General features: G+C 45.5%; 15 protein-coding genes. 6 read left to right on the top strand and 9 right to left on the bottom strand.

Annotated elements, in window-relative coordinates:
* Nucleotides 1–53: 53 nt before the first annotated feature.
* Nucleotides 54–677: a HupE/UreJ family protein gene (locus tag A3EU_RS0114155; RefSeq protein ID WP_020536834.1), complete on the bottom strand. Its 624-nt coding sequence runs from the start codon at nucleotides 675–677 to the stop codon at nucleotides 54–56.
* A gap of 376 nt (nucleotides 678–1,053) precedes the next feature.
* Between A3EU_RS0114155 and A3EU_RS30485 the strand changes: the two genes are divergently transcribed.
* The 5 genes from A3EU_RS30485 (at nucleotide 1,054) to A3EU_RS0114185 (ending at nucleotide 6,889) form a co-directional block, all read left to right on the top strand.
* Complete coding sequence (locus A3EU_RS30485; protein WP_020536836.1) at nucleotides 1,054–2,223, top strand: cytochrome-c peroxidase; 1,170 nt, start codon at nucleotides 1,054–1,056, stop codon at nucleotides 2,221–2,223.
* A gap of 57 nt (nucleotides 2,224–2,280) precedes the next feature.
* Nucleotides 2,281–2,880: a riboflavin synthase gene (locus A3EU_RS0114170; RefSeq protein WP_020536837.1), complete on the top strand. Its 600-nt coding sequence runs from the start codon at nucleotides 2,281–2,283 to the stop codon at nucleotides 2,878–2,880.
* Nucleotides 2,881–3,126: 246 nt separating this feature from the next.
* Complete coding sequence (gene treF, locus A3EU_RS0114175) at nucleotides 3,127–4,617, top strand: alpha,alpha-trehalase TreF (RefSeq protein ID WP_020536838.1); 1,491 nt, start codon at nucleotides 3,127–3,129, stop codon at nucleotides 4,615–4,617.
* Nucleotides 4,618–4,745: 128 nt separating this feature from the next.
* Nucleotides 4,746–5,684 (top strand): aldose 1-epimerase, encoded by a 939-nt coding sequence (locus tag A3EU_RS0114180; RefSeq protein ID WP_020536839.1) that lies wholly within the window; start codon nucleotides 4,746–4,748, stop codon nucleotides 5,682–5,684.
* A 119-nt stretch (nucleotides 5,685–5,803) separates the two neighbouring features.
* Nucleotides 5,804–6,889 (top strand): hypothetical protein, encoded by a 1,086-nt coding sequence (locus A3EU_RS0114185; protein ID WP_020536840.1) that lies wholly within the window; start codon nucleotides 5,804–5,806, stop codon nucleotides 6,887–6,889.
* A gap of 8 nt (nucleotides 6,890–6,897) precedes the next feature.
* Here the strand turns inward: A3EU_RS0114185 and A3EU_RS0114190 are convergent, their stop codons facing one another.
* The 3 genes from A3EU_RS0114190 to A3EU_RS0114200 form a co-directional block, all read right to left on the bottom strand.
* Nucleotides 6,898–7,410, bottom strand: a complete 513-nt coding sequence (locus A3EU_RS0114190) for an O-acetyl-ADP-ribose deacetylase (protein WP_020536841.1) — start codon at nucleotides 7,408–7,410, stop codon at nucleotides 6,898–6,900.
* A gap of 10 nt (nucleotides 7,411–7,420) precedes the next feature.
* Nucleotides 7,421–9,088: a M1 family metallopeptidase gene (locus tag A3EU_RS0114195; RefSeq protein ID WP_020536842.1), complete on the bottom strand. Its 1,668-nt coding sequence runs from the start codon at nucleotides 9,086–9,088 to the stop codon at nucleotides 7,421–7,423.
* Nucleotides 9,089–9,472: 384 nt separating this feature from the next.
* Nucleotides 9,473–10,027: a hypothetical protein gene (locus A3EU_RS0114200; protein ID WP_020536843.1), complete on the bottom strand. Its 555-nt coding sequence runs from the start codon at nucleotides 10,025–10,027 to the stop codon at nucleotides 9,473–9,475.
* A 406-nt stretch (nucleotides 10,028–10,433) separates the two neighbouring features.
* On the opposite strand from A3EU_RS0114200, the gene fabG reads away from it, so the two are divergent.
* Nucleotides 10,434–11,183 (top strand): 3-oxoacyl-[acyl-carrier-protein] reductase, encoded by a 750-nt coding sequence (gene fabG, locus A3EU_RS0114205; protein ID WP_020536844.1) that lies wholly within the window; start codon nucleotides 10,434–10,436, stop codon nucleotides 11,181–11,183.
* Nucleotides 11,184–11,347: 164 nt separating this feature from the next.
* On the opposite strand, the gene A3EU_RS0114210 is transcribed toward fabG, so the two are convergent.
* The 5 genes from A3EU_RS0114210 to A3EU_RS30490 all read right to left on the bottom strand — a co-directional run bounded on the left by A3EU_RS0114210 (nucleotide 11,348) and on the right by A3EU_RS30490 (nucleotide 16,384).
* The gene (locus A3EU_RS0114210) at nucleotides 11,348–11,800 is read right to left on the bottom strand and encodes a hypothetical protein (protein ID WP_020536845.1); all 453 of its coding nucleotides are present in this window, start codon (nucleotides 11,798–11,800) and stop codon (nucleotides 11,348–11,350) included.
* A gap of 149 nt (nucleotides 11,801–11,949) precedes the next feature.
* Nucleotides 11,950–13,419 carry a HAMP domain-containing sensor histidine kinase gene (locus A3EU_RS0114215; protein ID WP_020536846.1) on the bottom strand — a complete coding sequence of 490 codons (1,470 nt, stop codon included), beginning with the start codon at nucleotides 13,417–13,419 and terminating at the stop codon, nucleotides 11,950–11,952.
* Between the two features lie 3 nt (nucleotides 13,420–13,422).
* Nucleotides 13,423–14,124, bottom strand: coding sequence for a response regulator transcription factor (locus tag A3EU_RS0114220; protein ID WP_020536847.1), 702 nt, complete (start codon nucleotides 14,122–14,124; stop codon nucleotides 13,423–13,425).
* Nucleotides 14,125–14,190: 66 nt separating this feature from the next.
* Nucleotides 14,191–15,468, bottom strand: a complete 1,278-nt coding sequence (locus A3EU_RS0114225; RefSeq protein WP_020536848.1) for a sigma-54-dependent transcriptional regulator — start codon at nucleotides 15,466–15,468, stop codon at nucleotides 14,191–14,193.
* Nucleotides 15,469–15,859: 391 nt separating this feature from the next.
* Nucleotides 15,860–16,384: a flavodoxin family protein gene (locus A3EU_RS30490; RefSeq protein ID WP_020536849.1), complete on the bottom strand. Its 525-nt coding sequence runs from the start codon at nucleotides 16,382–16,384 to the stop codon at nucleotides 15,860–15,862.
* Between the last annotated feature and the right edge of the window lie 65 nt (nucleotides 16,385–16,449).

The following is a 16,449-nucleotide window of genomic DNA, read 5'->3' on the forward strand; positions in this document are numbered from 1 at the left end:
ATTCAAATAAGTGTTTAGATCGGCTTTGAATACCAATAGATATCTAATAATCACTATATGATCCCCCATAAACGCTCAAAAAACAGGTAACTCGCGGCTAGGAAAGCGCCGCCGGAGAGCAGCCAATTCCATTTTTTAGTAGAGAAGTTGAACTGTTCAATAAACAAGTAAGCGAGCCCCAGGATAATGATGACGATCAAAATTTGCCCCAGTTCAATACCAAGGTTGAAACCAAGCAGTTGGGTGATTAACTGTTGTTCTTCGCCAGGGAAAAGCATAGAACGGAAGGTGTTGGAGAACCCCAGTCCGTGGATCAAGCCGAAGATCAGCGTAAAAAGATAAACGAACCCAAGACGAGTACGAAACTTAGGGGGAGCATCTACCTCGGATGCTGCTGGTTCTGATGCGCTCAGGTTATAGATAGCGGTAAGCATAATGGTGGCAGGAATGAGCATTTCTACCCAGTCTGCCGGAAGGCGTAAAATATCCATGCCCGCCAGTACCAAGGTAAGGCAATGACCAACCGTGAAGGCTGTCACCAATAGCAAAACCCTCCGCCAATCAGCCAGGGTGTAGAGGGCACAAAGGGCGGCCAAGAATAGGATGTGGTCGAGCGCTGCCCAGTCGACAATGTGCTGCCAACCCAGCTGGAAGTAAAAAAGAAAAGTGCTTTCCATAGGGCAAAAATAAGGAATTATGGTTTTTCAGCACCTCCCGGTTTTGATTTTTTTGCGATGTATCCCAACCGTAGATCGCACTGGTACGATTGGCGCAAAATCAGTGCGCAGGCCTTTAGGCCGGAGCTCGGGGCCCGGAGGGCGCAAGGACAAAAGATAGTAACTGCTCCGCTCCATAGGGGCGGGTTTCAAACCCGCCCCTATGGAGCGGAGCAGTGGATAGCTTGGTGCCGAGGAACGAAGGCATGGCCCCAACAAAACAGCACGTGTTATGCCGACCCAACCCTTTTTAACAGCTATAGGGTCTATGCTGTTAAATCCGTAAATTGTCATACTACGGTAAATTGGTGCCTGTTATTACTAAACAACCTCTAAAATGAAAAATACCGCACTACTCTCTTTTTGCTTTCTTTTGCTGGCGTTTGGCTTTACCGCTTGCCTAAATGACGAGGTAAAAATAGACGTTCAGCACTATTCTGAACAGGAGCTACAAGAGATTCAACAGTACCTGGACTTGCCTGCTTATAGGGATGCTTACCAGGTGAATTTAGCTCCTCATATCTTGAATACCGGCCAAGTACTACCCTCGATTAATGATGCGAAAGCTACTTTAGGAAGGGTGTTGTTTTATGACCATAAACTTTCCGCAACGGGAGAGACCTCTTGTGAGAGCTGCCATCACCAGGAATTAGCATTTTCTGACGATAAAGCTTTTAGTGACGGGATCAATGGGCAAAAGACCAAGCGCAATTCGTTGCCTTTAGCGGCGGTAGCCAACTTTACCAATTCGTATGATAGTGGTCCCAGTTCGTTTGGGCAGATAGGTTTTTTCTGGGATGAACGTGCCGGTAACATCCAAAATCAAAGTGAACAGACAATTTCTGATGATATTGAGATGGGGACAGACTTCAATGACCTGGAAGTGAAGCTAGCTAACGAAAATTATTATCGGATACTATTCCGGAAAGCTTATGGCGATGAAGCGGTTACGAAAGGTCGTATTTTGGAAGCGATTCAGGAGTTTGTCAATTCTTTTGTAGCTACGAATACGCGTTTTGATGAAGGGATGAACGCAATGGGGGCACCGGGGCTTGATTTTCCAAATTTCACCATTGAAGAAAACAGGGGGAAGGCCATTTTTGTAGACCAATGTGGGAGCTGCCATGCCGCAAATATGAGTACACCCACAGGGATTCACGTCGCTAGTAATGGATTGGACGAAGTGTATACCGACCAAGGAGTTGGCGGGATTTCCCAACATTCCAATCAGATGGGAGTCTTTAAAGTGCCGTTTTTACGGAATATTGAACTGACGGCTCCGTATATGCATGATGGCCGTTTTGCAACCTTGGAAGAAGTGATAGATCACTACAGTACAGGTATTCAGGACCATGATAACCTCTCTGAAGCGTTGAGGAATCCAGACGGTAGTCCCCGTCGTTTCAACTTTACGGAAGAAGAGAAGGCTGATCTGTTGGCATTTTTTAAGACGCTTACGGATGAAACCTTCATTCAGGAAGAGCGTTTTTCGGACCCGTTTAGATAGACATTACAACCATCTGGCTTTTAATTCCGTTATTGGTAAAGAGTTAAATACCCAACTATGTTTACCGGAATTATTGAGGCCGAAGGCCATGTAGAGGAGATCAAACAAGAGGGCTCCAATTTTCATTTTACCATTGCCAGTGCTGTCAGCGACGAGCTCAAAATTGACCAGAGTATCGCCCACGATGGTGTATGCCTCACAGTCGTAGCACTAGCCCCCGGCAAGCATACCGTAACGGCGATTGAAGAAACGATGAAGAGGACTCGCCTGGGCCAATGGCAACCAGGGACGGTGGTGAACCTGGAGCGCGCTATGCGCCCGGATGGCCGCCTGGACGGGCACATGGTGCAAGGCCATGTAGACAAAGTGGGCGAATGTATTTCGGTGGAGGACGTAGATGGGAGCTGGTATTTTCGCTTTCGCTATGAAACGGCACCGGAGCACCTCCTGGTAGACAAGGGCTCTGTTTGTGTAAATGGTGTGAGCCTCACGGTCGTCAACCCTACAGATGATGAATTTAGTGTGGCGATCATTCCTTACACGTATGAGCACACGAATTTTCATCAGTTGAAGCCGGGGTCACAGGTCAATCTGGAGTTTGATATTATTGGAAAATACATTGCGCGGCATTTAGCGCTTTATCAGGGGCGTGGATAGTTTGCCGCTGGTGGATAAGCTATGTGTCTATGCGATGAAAAAGGTTGGGTTTTAGTTTTTATCACATAGACACATAAGAAGTGCATTTTATCACATAGTCACATAGAATAGGGGCTTAGATGCCGTGTTTTATCAAGCCCTTGTACCTCTCAGAATACAAAACTTAAGTGCCTTTGGTGGTTCAAAAAGGAAGTAGTTAGTTTGTTTTGAATATCTTAGCCGTCCTGTTCATTCAACGACCGAACGATGTTATCACCAGAAGAACAATGGGGCGAGCTTTTCGAGGCTGTTCAGCTAGCGCAAGTATTTCCCGACGGAAAAACCTTTGTGGATTGTGAACCCAAATACCCCGCGGAGGAGATTTTGTTTAACTACGTCGGAACTAAAAATAAACAAGCGTTTGATCTTCGGGCATTTGTATTAGAACACTTTTCGCTTCCTCTTGCATACGGTTCTGACTTTGTTGCGGATTCCAGCCGTTCGATGAGTGAACACATTCGCAGTTTATGGCCTGTACTTACGCGACAGCCTGACGAAAAAGGGGAGGGAAGCTTACTTTCGTTGCCTTATCCCTACATCGTTCCGGGCGGGCGTTTTCGAGAAATCTATTATTGGGACAGTTACTTTACCATGCTGGGGCTTGCCGCCGACGGGGAGTTGGAGATGATGGAGTCTATGGTGAATAATTTTGCTTACCTGATTGATCAGGTGGGCTTTATTCCCAATGGTAACCGTACTTATTTTATGACCCGCTCACAACCGCCGTTCTTTTCGAGTATGGTGGGGCTATTGGCAGAGCAGATGGGGCAGGACACTTACGTGAAATACCTACCGCAGCTACTCCGCGAGTATGGTTTTTGGATGCGAGGAAAAGACGAGGTTAGTGCCGATTTGCCCGCTTTTGAACACGTGGTACGTATGCCTGACGGGCAGCTGTTGAATCGCTATTACGACCGCAGTGCCACCCCCCGCCCCGAGAGTTACCGCGAAGATGTAGAAACTGCTGAGGAGCAGGGGGGCGATGCCGCCCAACTCTTCCTGGACCTCCGAGCGGCCTGCGAATCCGGCTGGGACTTTAGCGGACGCTGGTTTGCTGATACCAAATCATTAGGCACCATTCACACAACCGAAATTATTCCTGTTGACTTAAATGCCCTGCTGTACCATTTAGAACAGTGCATTGCCAGCGGCTATCAGGAAAAATTGGATGAAGGGCAAGCCGCTCTTTTTCAGGAAAAAGCAAACAAGCGAAAGGCGGCTGTGCAGCAGTATTGCTGGGACGAAGCCACAGGTTTTTATTGTGACTATGACTTCAAAGCCGGGCGTTTTACACCTGTGTTGAGTATGGCAGGCGTCTACCCTTTGTTCTTTCAAATGGCCAGTGATCAACAAGCGGCCCGGGTGGCTGATAAGTTGGCCAGAGATTTTCTGCGGCCTGGTGGCTATACCTCTACCTTGATTAATACTGGCCAGCAGTGGGATGCACCCAATGGCTGGGCACCACTCCAATGGATAGCCTACCGAGGGTTACTCAACTACGGACATCAAGAGCTAGCCAAAAAAGGTCGTGACCAGTGGTTGGCCAATAATCGCCGTGTTTATGAAAATACGACCAAAATGGTAGAGAAGTACGATGTGGAAAACATCGAAGCGGAAGCCGGAGGCGGAGAATATCCGTTGCAAGATGGCTTTGGTTGGAGCAATGGTGTTGCGCAAGCCTTGCTGAAAACTGTTTGATTTGTTTAACTTCGCAAAAAGGTGTTCTCAATTAAAAAAATAGCCACTGTAGATTTGACTTTTCCAGAGGGGATTTTAAAATAAAACCTCTGTGTCTCCGTGCCTCCGTGGCTAGAAAATAATGTCTCATGTTTGAAATATCTACCGATGCTTTTGGTCGCTTTAAACGGTACACTTTGGAGCATTCTATCGTACCCCTGAAAATACAGTTTGTCCCAGAACAAGGCGGCACTTTGTTGAGCTTGATCATGGAAGGGGAAGAGGTGCTAGACGGTTGTCAGACACCAGAGGAGCTCGATTTTAACAACTGGTATAAAAGTGGTGTGCTGTATCCTTTTCCCAATCGCCTGAAGGATGGTCGTTTTGAATGGCAGGGCAAGACCTATGAGTTTCCATCCAATGATGCGACCCACCAGCATGCGTTGCACGGATTTGGAGGGCAACGGCCCTTGGAAGTGATGGAGGTAGAGGTGGAAGACGATCATGCACGTATTCGCCTAGAGGGTAAATATAGTGGTGATCACGTCCATTATCCCTGGCCTTTCACCTTTGGCCTGACATATGAACTGCACGCCCCCAACCAGTTGTGGGTGAAGCTTTCGTTGCGTAATGATAGTGATGTGGATATCCCTGCTGGTTTGGGCTGGCACCCTTATTTTCAGCTGGCTGAAATCACGGCGGCGCATACACTACGTTTGCCTCAGGTAGAAATGGTTGGTGTAGATGCTCGGATGATTCCTACAGGTAAACGCTATGATTACCCGGGGTTTTTGACGCCCAAACTCATTGGTGCTACTGTACTTGATAATTGCTTTGCGGTGCCTACCACGTCACTGGAAGTTAGTGCTCACTTGAGCGGCCCCCGAGGAACTATCCGTTACTGGCAAGAAACGGGTAAGGGCAAGTTTAATTTCCTTCAGGTGTTCACGCCGCCTTACGGTACTTCTGTTGCGCTGGAGCCGATGACTTGTAACGTTGATGCGTTCAACAACGGCGAAGGCTTGGTGACACTGGCACCGGGGGCAACTTTAGAGGCAAAGGCCGGAGTGGTGTATGAGGTGGAGTGAGTTTGGGTATGGAGGTCGTTTAGAAAAGTATTTAACCCTCTGGAAATTGTTTAATCATCGTCCTGGTGCGTTCGTAGACTTCCCTTAGAAACCAGCTTGCAAGCATAAAAGATTGATTAATGAGTAAGCTATGTTTTTCTATAGTAGTAACTTTAGTATTGCTTTCGTGTCAAGATAGACCGCAGGATTATCTCGCTAATCAAGAGGGGCCTTTAGATAGTTTGGATTTAAGTGAAAACACACAGGAATATGAAAAAGAGGCGATTACTCCGACATTACAGGTGGATATTTATGAGTTAGATTATGATAATCAAGAATTTCCAGGAAAAAATGGCTTTAAGAGGAAAAGCAGTGTACTGGGTAAAAGAAAGCTAGGGTATTTTGATTTTCTAGCCTTGAGGTCAATCATCAATGATTCTAGTAGCTATACTACATCTGGTGCAGCGTGTTTTTATCCTAATATTGGAGTTGTCGTATATGAAGAAGCATCCACAATTTTAAGTGAATTGTATATATGCATGCATTGTAACAATTCCGAATCATATGATAGTAACGGCACTTTTACGAAGGTTCAACGAAAAGATGGGAAGTATGGATTTTCCGAACGGGTTAGAAAGAGGATAAGAAGTCTAATCGCTAGTTATGGGTTTGACACCAAATATTCTTACTCTCTTTTTTATGACGATCCAGGAGATTACCTCCACAATCAAATTCATAATGGACGAGATTCGATGGATGTTATAGATGAAATTTTAGAGTATAAGGAATACGACAAAAATCGTTACCCTGAAAAACCAGGAGTTGCTTCTCTCATAGGGTGGACAGAACGAAATCCTGATTTTTTTGATACGGAGAATATAGGTGAAATTGTTTACGAATATGATAGTACAGGAAGTGATAAGTTTACCTGCTATATTGGAGAATTTAAGGTAAATGACACGGTTTTTTATGTTTGTAATGTTTTTCACCGTGTACAAGCAGCAATGGTGTTACATGGTCATTCATCACTGCTTTTTTTGAATAGCGAGCAAGAAATAGCGGCGGAATATTCTATGTCTATCCCAGGGGAACTTCCAAAGGCTATAAATCAAAATCAGCTAGAATTCAACATTGATGGGAATACCTGTTTTGTGGAGGAGGTTGATTTTTCATTGCCCTATTTATGTATAGAAGAGGGGGAGATTTGTGTGCCAAAAGTTGAATAGTAGTGCTACTATGTCTTCCCAAAAAGCTGATCATACAATCGATAATTCTCCTCGTCAAAGCAGATGAAATAGATGGTCTCTACAGACATTAAAGAAGCGTTTCTTACCGCATCAATAGCAATGGCCGCCGCTGCCGCTTTAGGATAGCGATAAACGCCAGTACTGATGTTGGGAAAAGCGATAGACTGGAGTTTATTCTCCTCTGCGAGCTTGAGGCTGTTGAGGTAGCAATTCTTTAGTTTTTGTTTTTCATCCGATTGCCCCTCATTCCAGTGTGGCCCCACGGTGTGGATGACGAATTTTGCGGGGAGTTTTCCAGCAGTGGTGATCACGGCCTCTCCTACATCACAGCCACCTTGTCGATTTCTGATTTGGATACATTCGTCTAAAATAGCTTTGCCTCCGGCGCGGTGGATAGCGCCATCTACACCGCCGCCGCCAAGCAGGGACGTGTTGGCAGCATTGACAATGGCGTCTACTTCCAGTTGGGTAATGTCGCCTTTAAGAAGTTTTATTTGCATCATTTTAGAATTACTCTATCTCTTTGGTCTTGACCAAGAAGCGATCTACCGCTATGGTAAAATCTTTAGCAGTGGTGTTGAAAAGAGTGGTCTCTTGCCATTTGGTAGTATTAGGGGTAACCCGAATCATCTTTTCTTGGTTCCCCAGTAAGATTGGCATATTGAATCCTTCCGCGTCAGCAGCCCACCGGTAGCTTACTTGCAACTTTTTGCCCTGCTGCGTTAGTTTGTATTCCAAAACAGGCGGCTGCGGATAATGGAGGTACTGTTGGAAAAAGGCCTGCCAGTCTTCACCAGTCGCCTCGTTGACGTAATCAATAAAATCTTGCGTACTCACGAGGCTGAGGCTATGTTTTTGATAGAACCCTTTGAAGATAGCCCACCATTTTTCGTCATCGCCGATAGCATTACGGAGGGTATGCAGTACCCAGGCACCTTTGAAATAATGGTCACTACCACCCCAGTTTTCCCAGTTTACACCTGGGGGGCCAATGATAGGTTCCTGATTGTAGATATACAGTTTTTGCTTGACGAGATAGCGAATGGCATCTTCATAGCTCATCGTATATTCTACGTAAACTGCTTCCAGGTAGGTGGTAAAAGACTCTTGCACCCACATCTCTGCCAAGTCGGTCACACCGATGCTATTACCAAAATATTCATGGCCGGTTTCGTGTACGATGATGTAGTCCCAATCCATGTCGTTGGGAATCATCCCTCCCTGGTAGCCTCGCATATATTGATTGCCATAAGCAATGGCACTCTGGTGCTCCATCCCCAAATAAGGCGTCTCTACCAAAGCAAAACCATCTTCCCAGAAAGGGTATTTATCCAGGTACTTTTCGTAGCAGGCGAGCACCGAGTGTACTTGCTGAAAGTGCTCACGTGCCCTGTCTTCGTTGTAATCGATCACATAATAATCCAAGGCCAATGTGTCGCCATCCGCCGCGTAGTATTCGTCAGAAAACTGGGTATAATGGCCGATGTTGAGGGTCACGTTGTAGTTGTCGATAGGGTAGGAGACAAACCAGTCGTAGCGGGTATATTTATCCTCTTCTTCTACTTCGCGCAGATTGCCATTGGCTACCGCCATCAGGTTACTAGGCACCGTGAGGCTGATGAGCATACTGTCTGGTTCATCCGAAAGGTGGTCCTTGTTGGGCCACCAAAGGCTGGCGCCGTCACCTTCACAAGCTACCGCAATCCAATTACGGCCACGCTTATCTTCCGCCCATACAAAACCACCATCCCAGGGAGCATTGCTAGCAATGGTGGGTTTGCCGTAATAATGAACCGTAAAACTTCCTGTGTCCCCTGCCTGCTGCACCGTTGGGAAATCTACAAAAACAGCATTGTATTCCCGACTAAAAGAGAGTTCCTGCTTACCGAGCAAAATACGATCAATAGTCATGTTCTCGAACAAGTCAATCTGTAAACGCTGAAAGTCAGTCACCGTTGTAAAAGCAATTTCTACCTCGCCGCGAATCATCCTCTTACGGGGATCTACTTTGAGTTGCAGGCCGTAGTAGTGAACATCGTAGCAAGTCCGTTCGGACCGTAGACTACCCCTTAGCGTATCAGCTTTGGTAAAGGTGTGGTGCTGATAAAAGTCGGTAGACTGGCCCTGAAGACCAAGACTTGCCGAGAGCAGAAAGAATAGAATAAGCAATGGTCGCATTTGCATAGAATTTTACATCAACAAAGATAAAAATGTTTACCAACGTAGAGGCGTTGCATTGCAAGGTCTGCAAACCACATAAGGGTGCTGCAATGCGTTTATATGCCGTTTTTTTAAAAAAAACATTAAGTTTGTGTTTTTTGTGTTTTTTGTGTTTGAAAACAAATAAGTATATTTGTGACGGATTCGATCCCAATCAGAGGTAATTAGCCCCAATTTCGGGGAGTTCAGAGGAATAAGTTTGGAAATTGCTGGGCACTTGGTTCTCCAAGTGTGTAAATGAACTATGGCTACTGCCAAGGTTTTGGGAGTGGTCGACGGCGTTCGAGGCCTGGGTGGGAAGACCCGCCAGGGTCTGCTGATAACTGTGCCTCCTGCTCAAAATCACTTGAGATTATCCAAAATCACCTCCTTGTTTATATCATTTGGGGGCTCCTTAAAAGCATAATAAATCACCATTGTAAGGAGAACTATATTCACGATCACAGTATAATAAAAGACACAGCCTTCCAGCTCGTCAAGCCTGAATAGTAAATAATACTTTTGGCCATAGAGGTCGTCCAGTATTGGTAAAAATCGCTGGCTATAGCGTTGATCAGCTGTTACTATCGTTTGGGTTCCCTCCAGCAACAGTATGGGAGCTATCAATAAAAGGTAATTTAGTAAGCGGTGAATTTTATACCACCGTTTTTGCCGTCGATGAGTCGCCAGCCTTTTATATAAATAGTTGGTAAAAAGAAGGTAGCCACCAATGGCTACCAAGATGATTGGAAGGCTGAATTCTACTGAGGTCGCTGCTTGTAAAACACCTTTAAGAAAAGGCAATATATCTGTATCATATTCAATTCCCTTGCCAAATACTTTCACCCTTCCCCCTGCTACAAAAGGAATAACCACAGCACAAGCCGCTACCAAGAAATAATCAAATTTTGATTTCATTTTTTTCTAAACGATTGAAACAGAGGTTGAATACGATTAGCAATTACAAGGAGTGCTGGAAAGAAATTCTTATATGTCCTTATATTCTCTTTTATGGTTCAATAATATGAAACTAGCTGTTTCAAATGGGAACGCCACTTTGTGAGGAAACTTTTTAAGATGTTTTTGGGTCCGTGCCATCGTTCCTCGGCACCGGGCTATCACTCGCTACCGCTCCGTTCTATCCCTCGTACTTGCCCCCTCCGGGCCCCGCCCTCGCCTATACGGCTCGGGTTTTGTTGGGATGCAGACATCGCACTGCAACGCCTCTACGCGTGATTTTTCTTGGTATTCTCTTCTTTCATTCCCCGTCATTTGTACCTTTGCGCCTGAATATTCCTATTTACCTTCATTCTAATTCAAAAATATGGCTCTACTACAGGATAAAGTTGCCCTCATCACCGGCGGATCACGCGGCATTGGCGCCAGCATTGTTAGTCGTTTTGCCCAAGCAGGCGCCCAGGTAGCCTTTACCTATCATTCTTCTAAAGAAAAAGCAGATGCATTGGCACAAGCTGTTGCAGCAGAGTATGGCGTTACCGTTAAGGCATACCAGTCGGATGCGGCTTCTTTTTCTGCTGCCGAAGAATTGGCTAAGCAGGTGCTAGAGGATTTTGGTACGATCGATGTATTGGTCAATAATGCTGGTATCACTCGCGACAACCTCATCTTGAGAATGAACGAAGAGCAGTGGGATCAGGTGATGGACAATAACCTCAAGTCGGTCTTTAACCTTACCAAGCAGGTGGTACGCCCAATGATGAAAAGCCGCGCTGGCTCTATCATCAATGTATCTTCGATTGTAGGAATTACCGGCAACGCTGGACAATCAAACTATGCCGCTTCCAAGGCAGGTATCATTGGGTTCTCCAAGTCTATTGCCAAAGAATTAGGGTCACGCAATGTGCGTTGTAATGTCATCGCTCCGGGCTTCATCGCCACAGATATGACCGATGAACTGGATGAGAAAACCCGCGATGCTTACTTGTCAAATATTCCATTACGCCGCTTTGGCGAAGGAACAGAAATAGCAGATGCCTGTGTATTCCTGGCTTCAGACATGAGCTCCTATATTTCGGGCCAAGTCCTGAGTGTTTGTGGCGCCTTGAACTGCTAAGTAGGCTGTTATAAGCGACGTCTTTTTAAACCACTAAAGGCACCTAAGATTATTCCTTAGGTGCCTTTAGTGGTTCAAAACAGGTGTTACTTTTTTTGAAAGTCGGCGTTCGTAAGTGATTTGATGCCACTAGGGTAGGTCACCATCTAACCAACAACCTACGCTTACGCTTTATTATTCACCACCTTTTTGAGGAAAATCCGTCCGCGCTCGCGCTTGGAATCAAAGATTTCTAGTCGAATTTCCTGCCAGTAACCATTCAGCGAGCTACCATTGATAGAGCGATTCCACATCAGTTGGTATTTGCGCAAGAAGGGAGGAACATAGCTGTCGCCATTGCGATTAACGTATTCTACTTCGTCAATGTATACCGAGAGGTCGTCATAAAGGCGACCCGAAAGATTCATCTCAATAACGCGGGTTTCGCTAAGGTAAATGTAAGACCTGCCGGTCACGGTTTTTCCTTGCCGTTCCAGGTAAACCTGTACTGGATACCCCTTGGTGGATTGTATTCCTCCTACAGTAATGGTTCCTTCCCAAAGTCCTTCAAATTGGAGTTGAGCTGCCAGTGATAGCGAAAATAATAGGCAACTGCCAAGTACAAGAGAACGCAACATGATCTTGGTGTTTTTTGTGGCTTGCGAAGATAAGGGTTTTTGGGAGAAAATATTGTGGCAGCCGCTAGAGTGGCATGTTTACCTAGTAAGCAGGTATGGTAAACGAGTGAACTCTATGGAAAGCATACTTAATGCCCTCTGCCAACAATTTAGCCCACCGCTAATGGCAGCTGAAACCAAAATTCAGCACCGTTTTGCTCACGGTTGCGTACATGGATAGTAGCTTGATGAATCTCAAGGATCTTTTTCACGATAGCTAACCCCAAGCCACTACCAACGGCTTTTTTCGTTTCTAGTTGACGGTAGCGTTCAAAAATATGAGCTTGTTGGGCCTCTGGAATGCCGGGGCCAGTATCTGCCACCATAATACGAACACCTTCTGGGGTATTGTTCAATTGAATACTTACTTCACCTCCGGCCGGAGTATGCCGGAGAGCATTGTCCAGTAAGTTTTGTAGTACACGCTCTACCAGGCCGATATCTGCAAACACCATAGGTAAGTCACGAGACGCGTTCCAGCCAAGGGCAATATTCTTTTCCTGTGCGAGTACCTGGTATTTAAATACAATATCCTGGCAAAGTTCCTGAATAGGGAAGGGTTCTTTTNGTGGGACGATTTGCTGTGCTTCCAGCTTTGAGTATTCAAACAATTGAGCAATCAGCCGGGAGAGTTTTTCAGAACTGGCCATCACCGTTTCCAGGTATTGCTTTCGTTCCTCAGGGGTGATTTTACCCTCCTTCATCTGTAGTGTTTCTATATATCCTTGTATTATTGCTAGTGGCGTTCGCAGATCGTGAGAAACATTAGCGATAAGTTCCTGCCGCAGCCTGTCTACAGATTTTAGTTGCTCAATACTTTCCGTTACTTTCTCAGCCATTTCATTAAAAGTATCCCCAAGGATAGCGAGGCTACCCTGATCCCGCTCGGAAATGCGGGCTTCGTAGTCGCCTTCTTGAAACCGTTTTAAGACACTGATTATTCGTCGCAAGTTGCGTGTAAGCCACCAAAAAGCCAATAAGCCAATGAGTAATGCTGCCACCAGTATAAGGTAGAATAAGCGACCACCGAGGCACAGGATATAGTGCATACTCAAGGTGCTGGTGATACTATTCCTTGCTTCACCTGCCAGGATGACGTAGGCGTAGCCACTGAGTTGCTCGTTCTCGTAAATGGGGGCGGCGGAAAAAATATTGGCGGTGCCAGGTTGCTTGGGATCATCGCCAAGAATGAGATGGGGAGTCTTTTTGGTCAGAAAAGTTGTTATAGGATCCAAGTCAACTCTATCCAGTTTTACCTTACTATAAGGGACGACGTAATCAATGATTTCACCTTCGGTATCCAGTAGATAAACCTCCAAACTAGGGTTGATGATCATCATAGAATGCATAATATCATGCGTGGCAGAGGTGTCTGGTTGGCCGTCTTTTAGCGGTTGGGTTTCTTTGACAATATGTTTTGCTACATCACCGTATAGTTGCTGGTTGATTTCTTGTACGTAAGTACGTGCGGCGATAGAGGTGACAAAAATGTACCCGGCACCCAGCCCAAGTAGTAATAGGAGAAGGGTCAAGGCAATGTTCCAGTAAAGAGAAAAATGATCGTTGGCCTTTTTGTTCATGTTTTACAATTCTTCATTGAAGCGATAACCTATGCCCCAGGTGGTAAGGATGTAGCGGGGTTGATCAGCCTGAGGCTCAATCTTTCGCCGCAGGCGATTGATATGGGAATTGACAGTATGCTCAAACCCATTAAAATCATAACCCCATACCAAGGTAAGTAACCGCTGGCGGTCATAGCTTTTACCAGGATGTGCAGCCATCAGCGCCAGTAATTCAAATTCTTTGGGCGAAAGCTCCACTCTTTTTTTCTGAATAGTCACTTTACGTTTTTCCAGATCAATGACCAAGTCGCCAAAATTGAGGATACTTGGTGGCTCCTTCTGTTTTTTCTGCTGGGCCAGATTGCTACGCCGGAAGATCGCTTTTACTCTGGCGATAAGTTCCCGGACACTGAAGGGTTTAGTCAAGTAGTCATCTGCCCCGGTTTCTAATCCCAGTACCTTATCGATCTCTTCCGATTTTGCGGTAAGCATTAAAATGGGAGTGTTAATCTGCTGCATTCGCAAACGTCGGCACACTTCCAGTCCATCAATATGAGGCAACATTAGGTCCAGTATGATCAAATCGAAGGTACTCCCTTCAGCGGCAGCAAGGCCTCGGAGACCATCACTCGCGCGAACCAGGCTACAGCCTAAGTCGTTCAGATGAATCTCTATAAGATCAACAATGTGGGGATCATCTTCAATGATCAAAACCCTTTTCATAAGCTCTTTTTTGTAATCATCGGCAAATTCGCCAATAAGTATCACAAAATCATCACGAAGAGCAGATTAAACGGGTTGATGTTCCTGATATTCCTGTTGGATGTAAAGCTGAAGGTCTTCAAGCGTGTCGAATCGTTGGAATAATTGCTGTAGGCTATCCGCTTTTGCAGGTGCTGCTGCACTGGGAAGTACAAACTGTTGAACATCGGCGAGGGTCACAGCATCATTGCTCAAGATCAATAAACGTTCAACAACATTGCGCAGCTCCCGAATATTACCGGTCCAGTTGAGTTCTTGCAATTGGGTGATAGCTTTGTCGTCCCATTTTTTTGGTACAACTCCATATTCTTTACAAATCTGTCGGTTAAAATGGTTGATGAGTAAAGGAATATCATCGCGGCGGTCATTTAAAGCAGGAACTTCAATGAGGATAACTGAAAGCCGGTGGTAGAGGTCTTCTCGAAAACGACCAGCGGCAATTTCTACCCTCAAGTCCTTATTGGTCGCTGCGAGCACCCGGACATCTACATTGAGGTCTTTGGTTCCTCCAACACGGGTGATCTGGTTTTCCTGAAGGGCACGTAAGACCTTGGCCTGCGCTTTGAGGCTCATATCTCCTATCTCATCCAGAAAGAGGGTGCCCTTGTCTGCTTGTTCAAATTTCCCTGACTTTTGCTGGGCAGCACCGGTGAAAGAGCCTTTTTCATGGCCAAATAGTTCACTTTCGATTAACTCTGTTGGAATGGCAGCGCAGTTAACTTCAATCAGGGCCTTCTTGGCTCTGCTACTTTGCTTGTGAACTTGGCGAGCAACCAGTTCTTTGCCCGTTCCATTGGGGCCTGTAATAAGTATACGGGCTTCTGTTGGTGCCACTTTCTCAATGGTCGCCAATATTTTGGTTAAGCCTTCCGACTTACCAATCATTTTGGGAGCTTCTTTGCGATTTACTTTCTTTTGCAGCGCCTTTTTTTCGCCGATCAAAGTAGATTTGTCCAAGGCGTTACGCAGGGTGATCAGCAGCCGGTTGAGGTCTAGCGGTTTACTGATAAAATCAAATGCTCCTTTCCTGACCGATTCTACTGCGGTATCAATATCGGCATGCCCCGAAATCATAATAACCGGTGTTTCCGGAGATAGAATTCCAATACGGTCGAGGGCGTCCATGCCATCCATCTGCGGCATCTTTATGTCTAAAACAATGACATCAAATTTGCCTTGTTTTAACTTCACAAGGCATTCGGTACCGTTGGTGGCTTCAACAACCTCGTATTTTTCAAATTCCAGAATGTCACGAAGAGCTCTCCGGATAGCGGCCTCATCATCTACTACTAATACGCGTGGCATATCAAAAATCGGTTGGGGGGTGAAGGAATGACTTTATAATTTTTCTTTATACGAAGGAGATAGTTGAATGTTGCATAGAGAAAAAATTAATACCACAAGGTGTATTGTCGTCCTCATGTTATCCCGACCAAGAAGTGTTTTCACTTCGTGGTTGGGATCATATCTTGCTGATTCCCTGATCCGTGAATAGAAAAATAGAGAGTGATGTTGGTCAGGAGACCAACGTAATATAAGATGTTAGTCTGGGGACTAACATCCGCGTTAATTTCCAATGTCGATGTATTAGACTGATGTCGGGAATTATTCAGCAATGGTTTCTGAATCTCTATACCCTATAACAAAAGGCGCGAAGCGACCCATATCTTTCTACTGACTTTTACCAAAAGTCCAGCTACTTGTCTGATTTTACCAAAATGCTCTCAACAAACCGATCCAGAAGAATTTGCACCTCAGGCTTCATTGCAGGAGTTCTTCCCAGCCAAGTATGCAGATCGCCACCGTAATACATGGCCAGATATTCAGCCGAAAGGCGAAAAGGAGTAAAAAAATGAGGAACAGCCTCCGGGTCACTACCCACGGCAACAGTCCAGAGGTATTTACCGGTAAGGGCAGGCAACAACTCTTCGCGGTAACGCATAAGGTCAGAGAATCGATCAAGGAAGGTCTTCATCTGTGCACTCATGGTGTACCAATAGATTGGGGTGACCAGTACCCAGTGATCGGCTTCAATAGTTTGATCAATAATATTCTTGAAATCGTCTGTAGCAGGATAATTGTCTTCGTAGGAGAAAGGAGCAATCTCGTGGGCGCTTAGATTTACAGCTGTAGCTGAAAGTTGGCCACTTAAGTAATTCGCAATGGTACTAGTGTTGCCGTGCGAACGAGAACTGGCGTGGAAGAGAACGATGGAAGACATAAAGAAAGGCACTTTAAAATTAGAGGTGTGGGACAAAATTAGCGTGTAGGTCGTTTTGTTCCCAC

The sequence above is a fragment of the Lewinella cohaerens DSM 23179 genome, from assembly GCF_000379805.1.
GTDB lineage: Bacteria > Bacteroidota > Bacteroidia > Chitinophagales > Saprospiraceae > Lewinella > Lewinella cohaerens.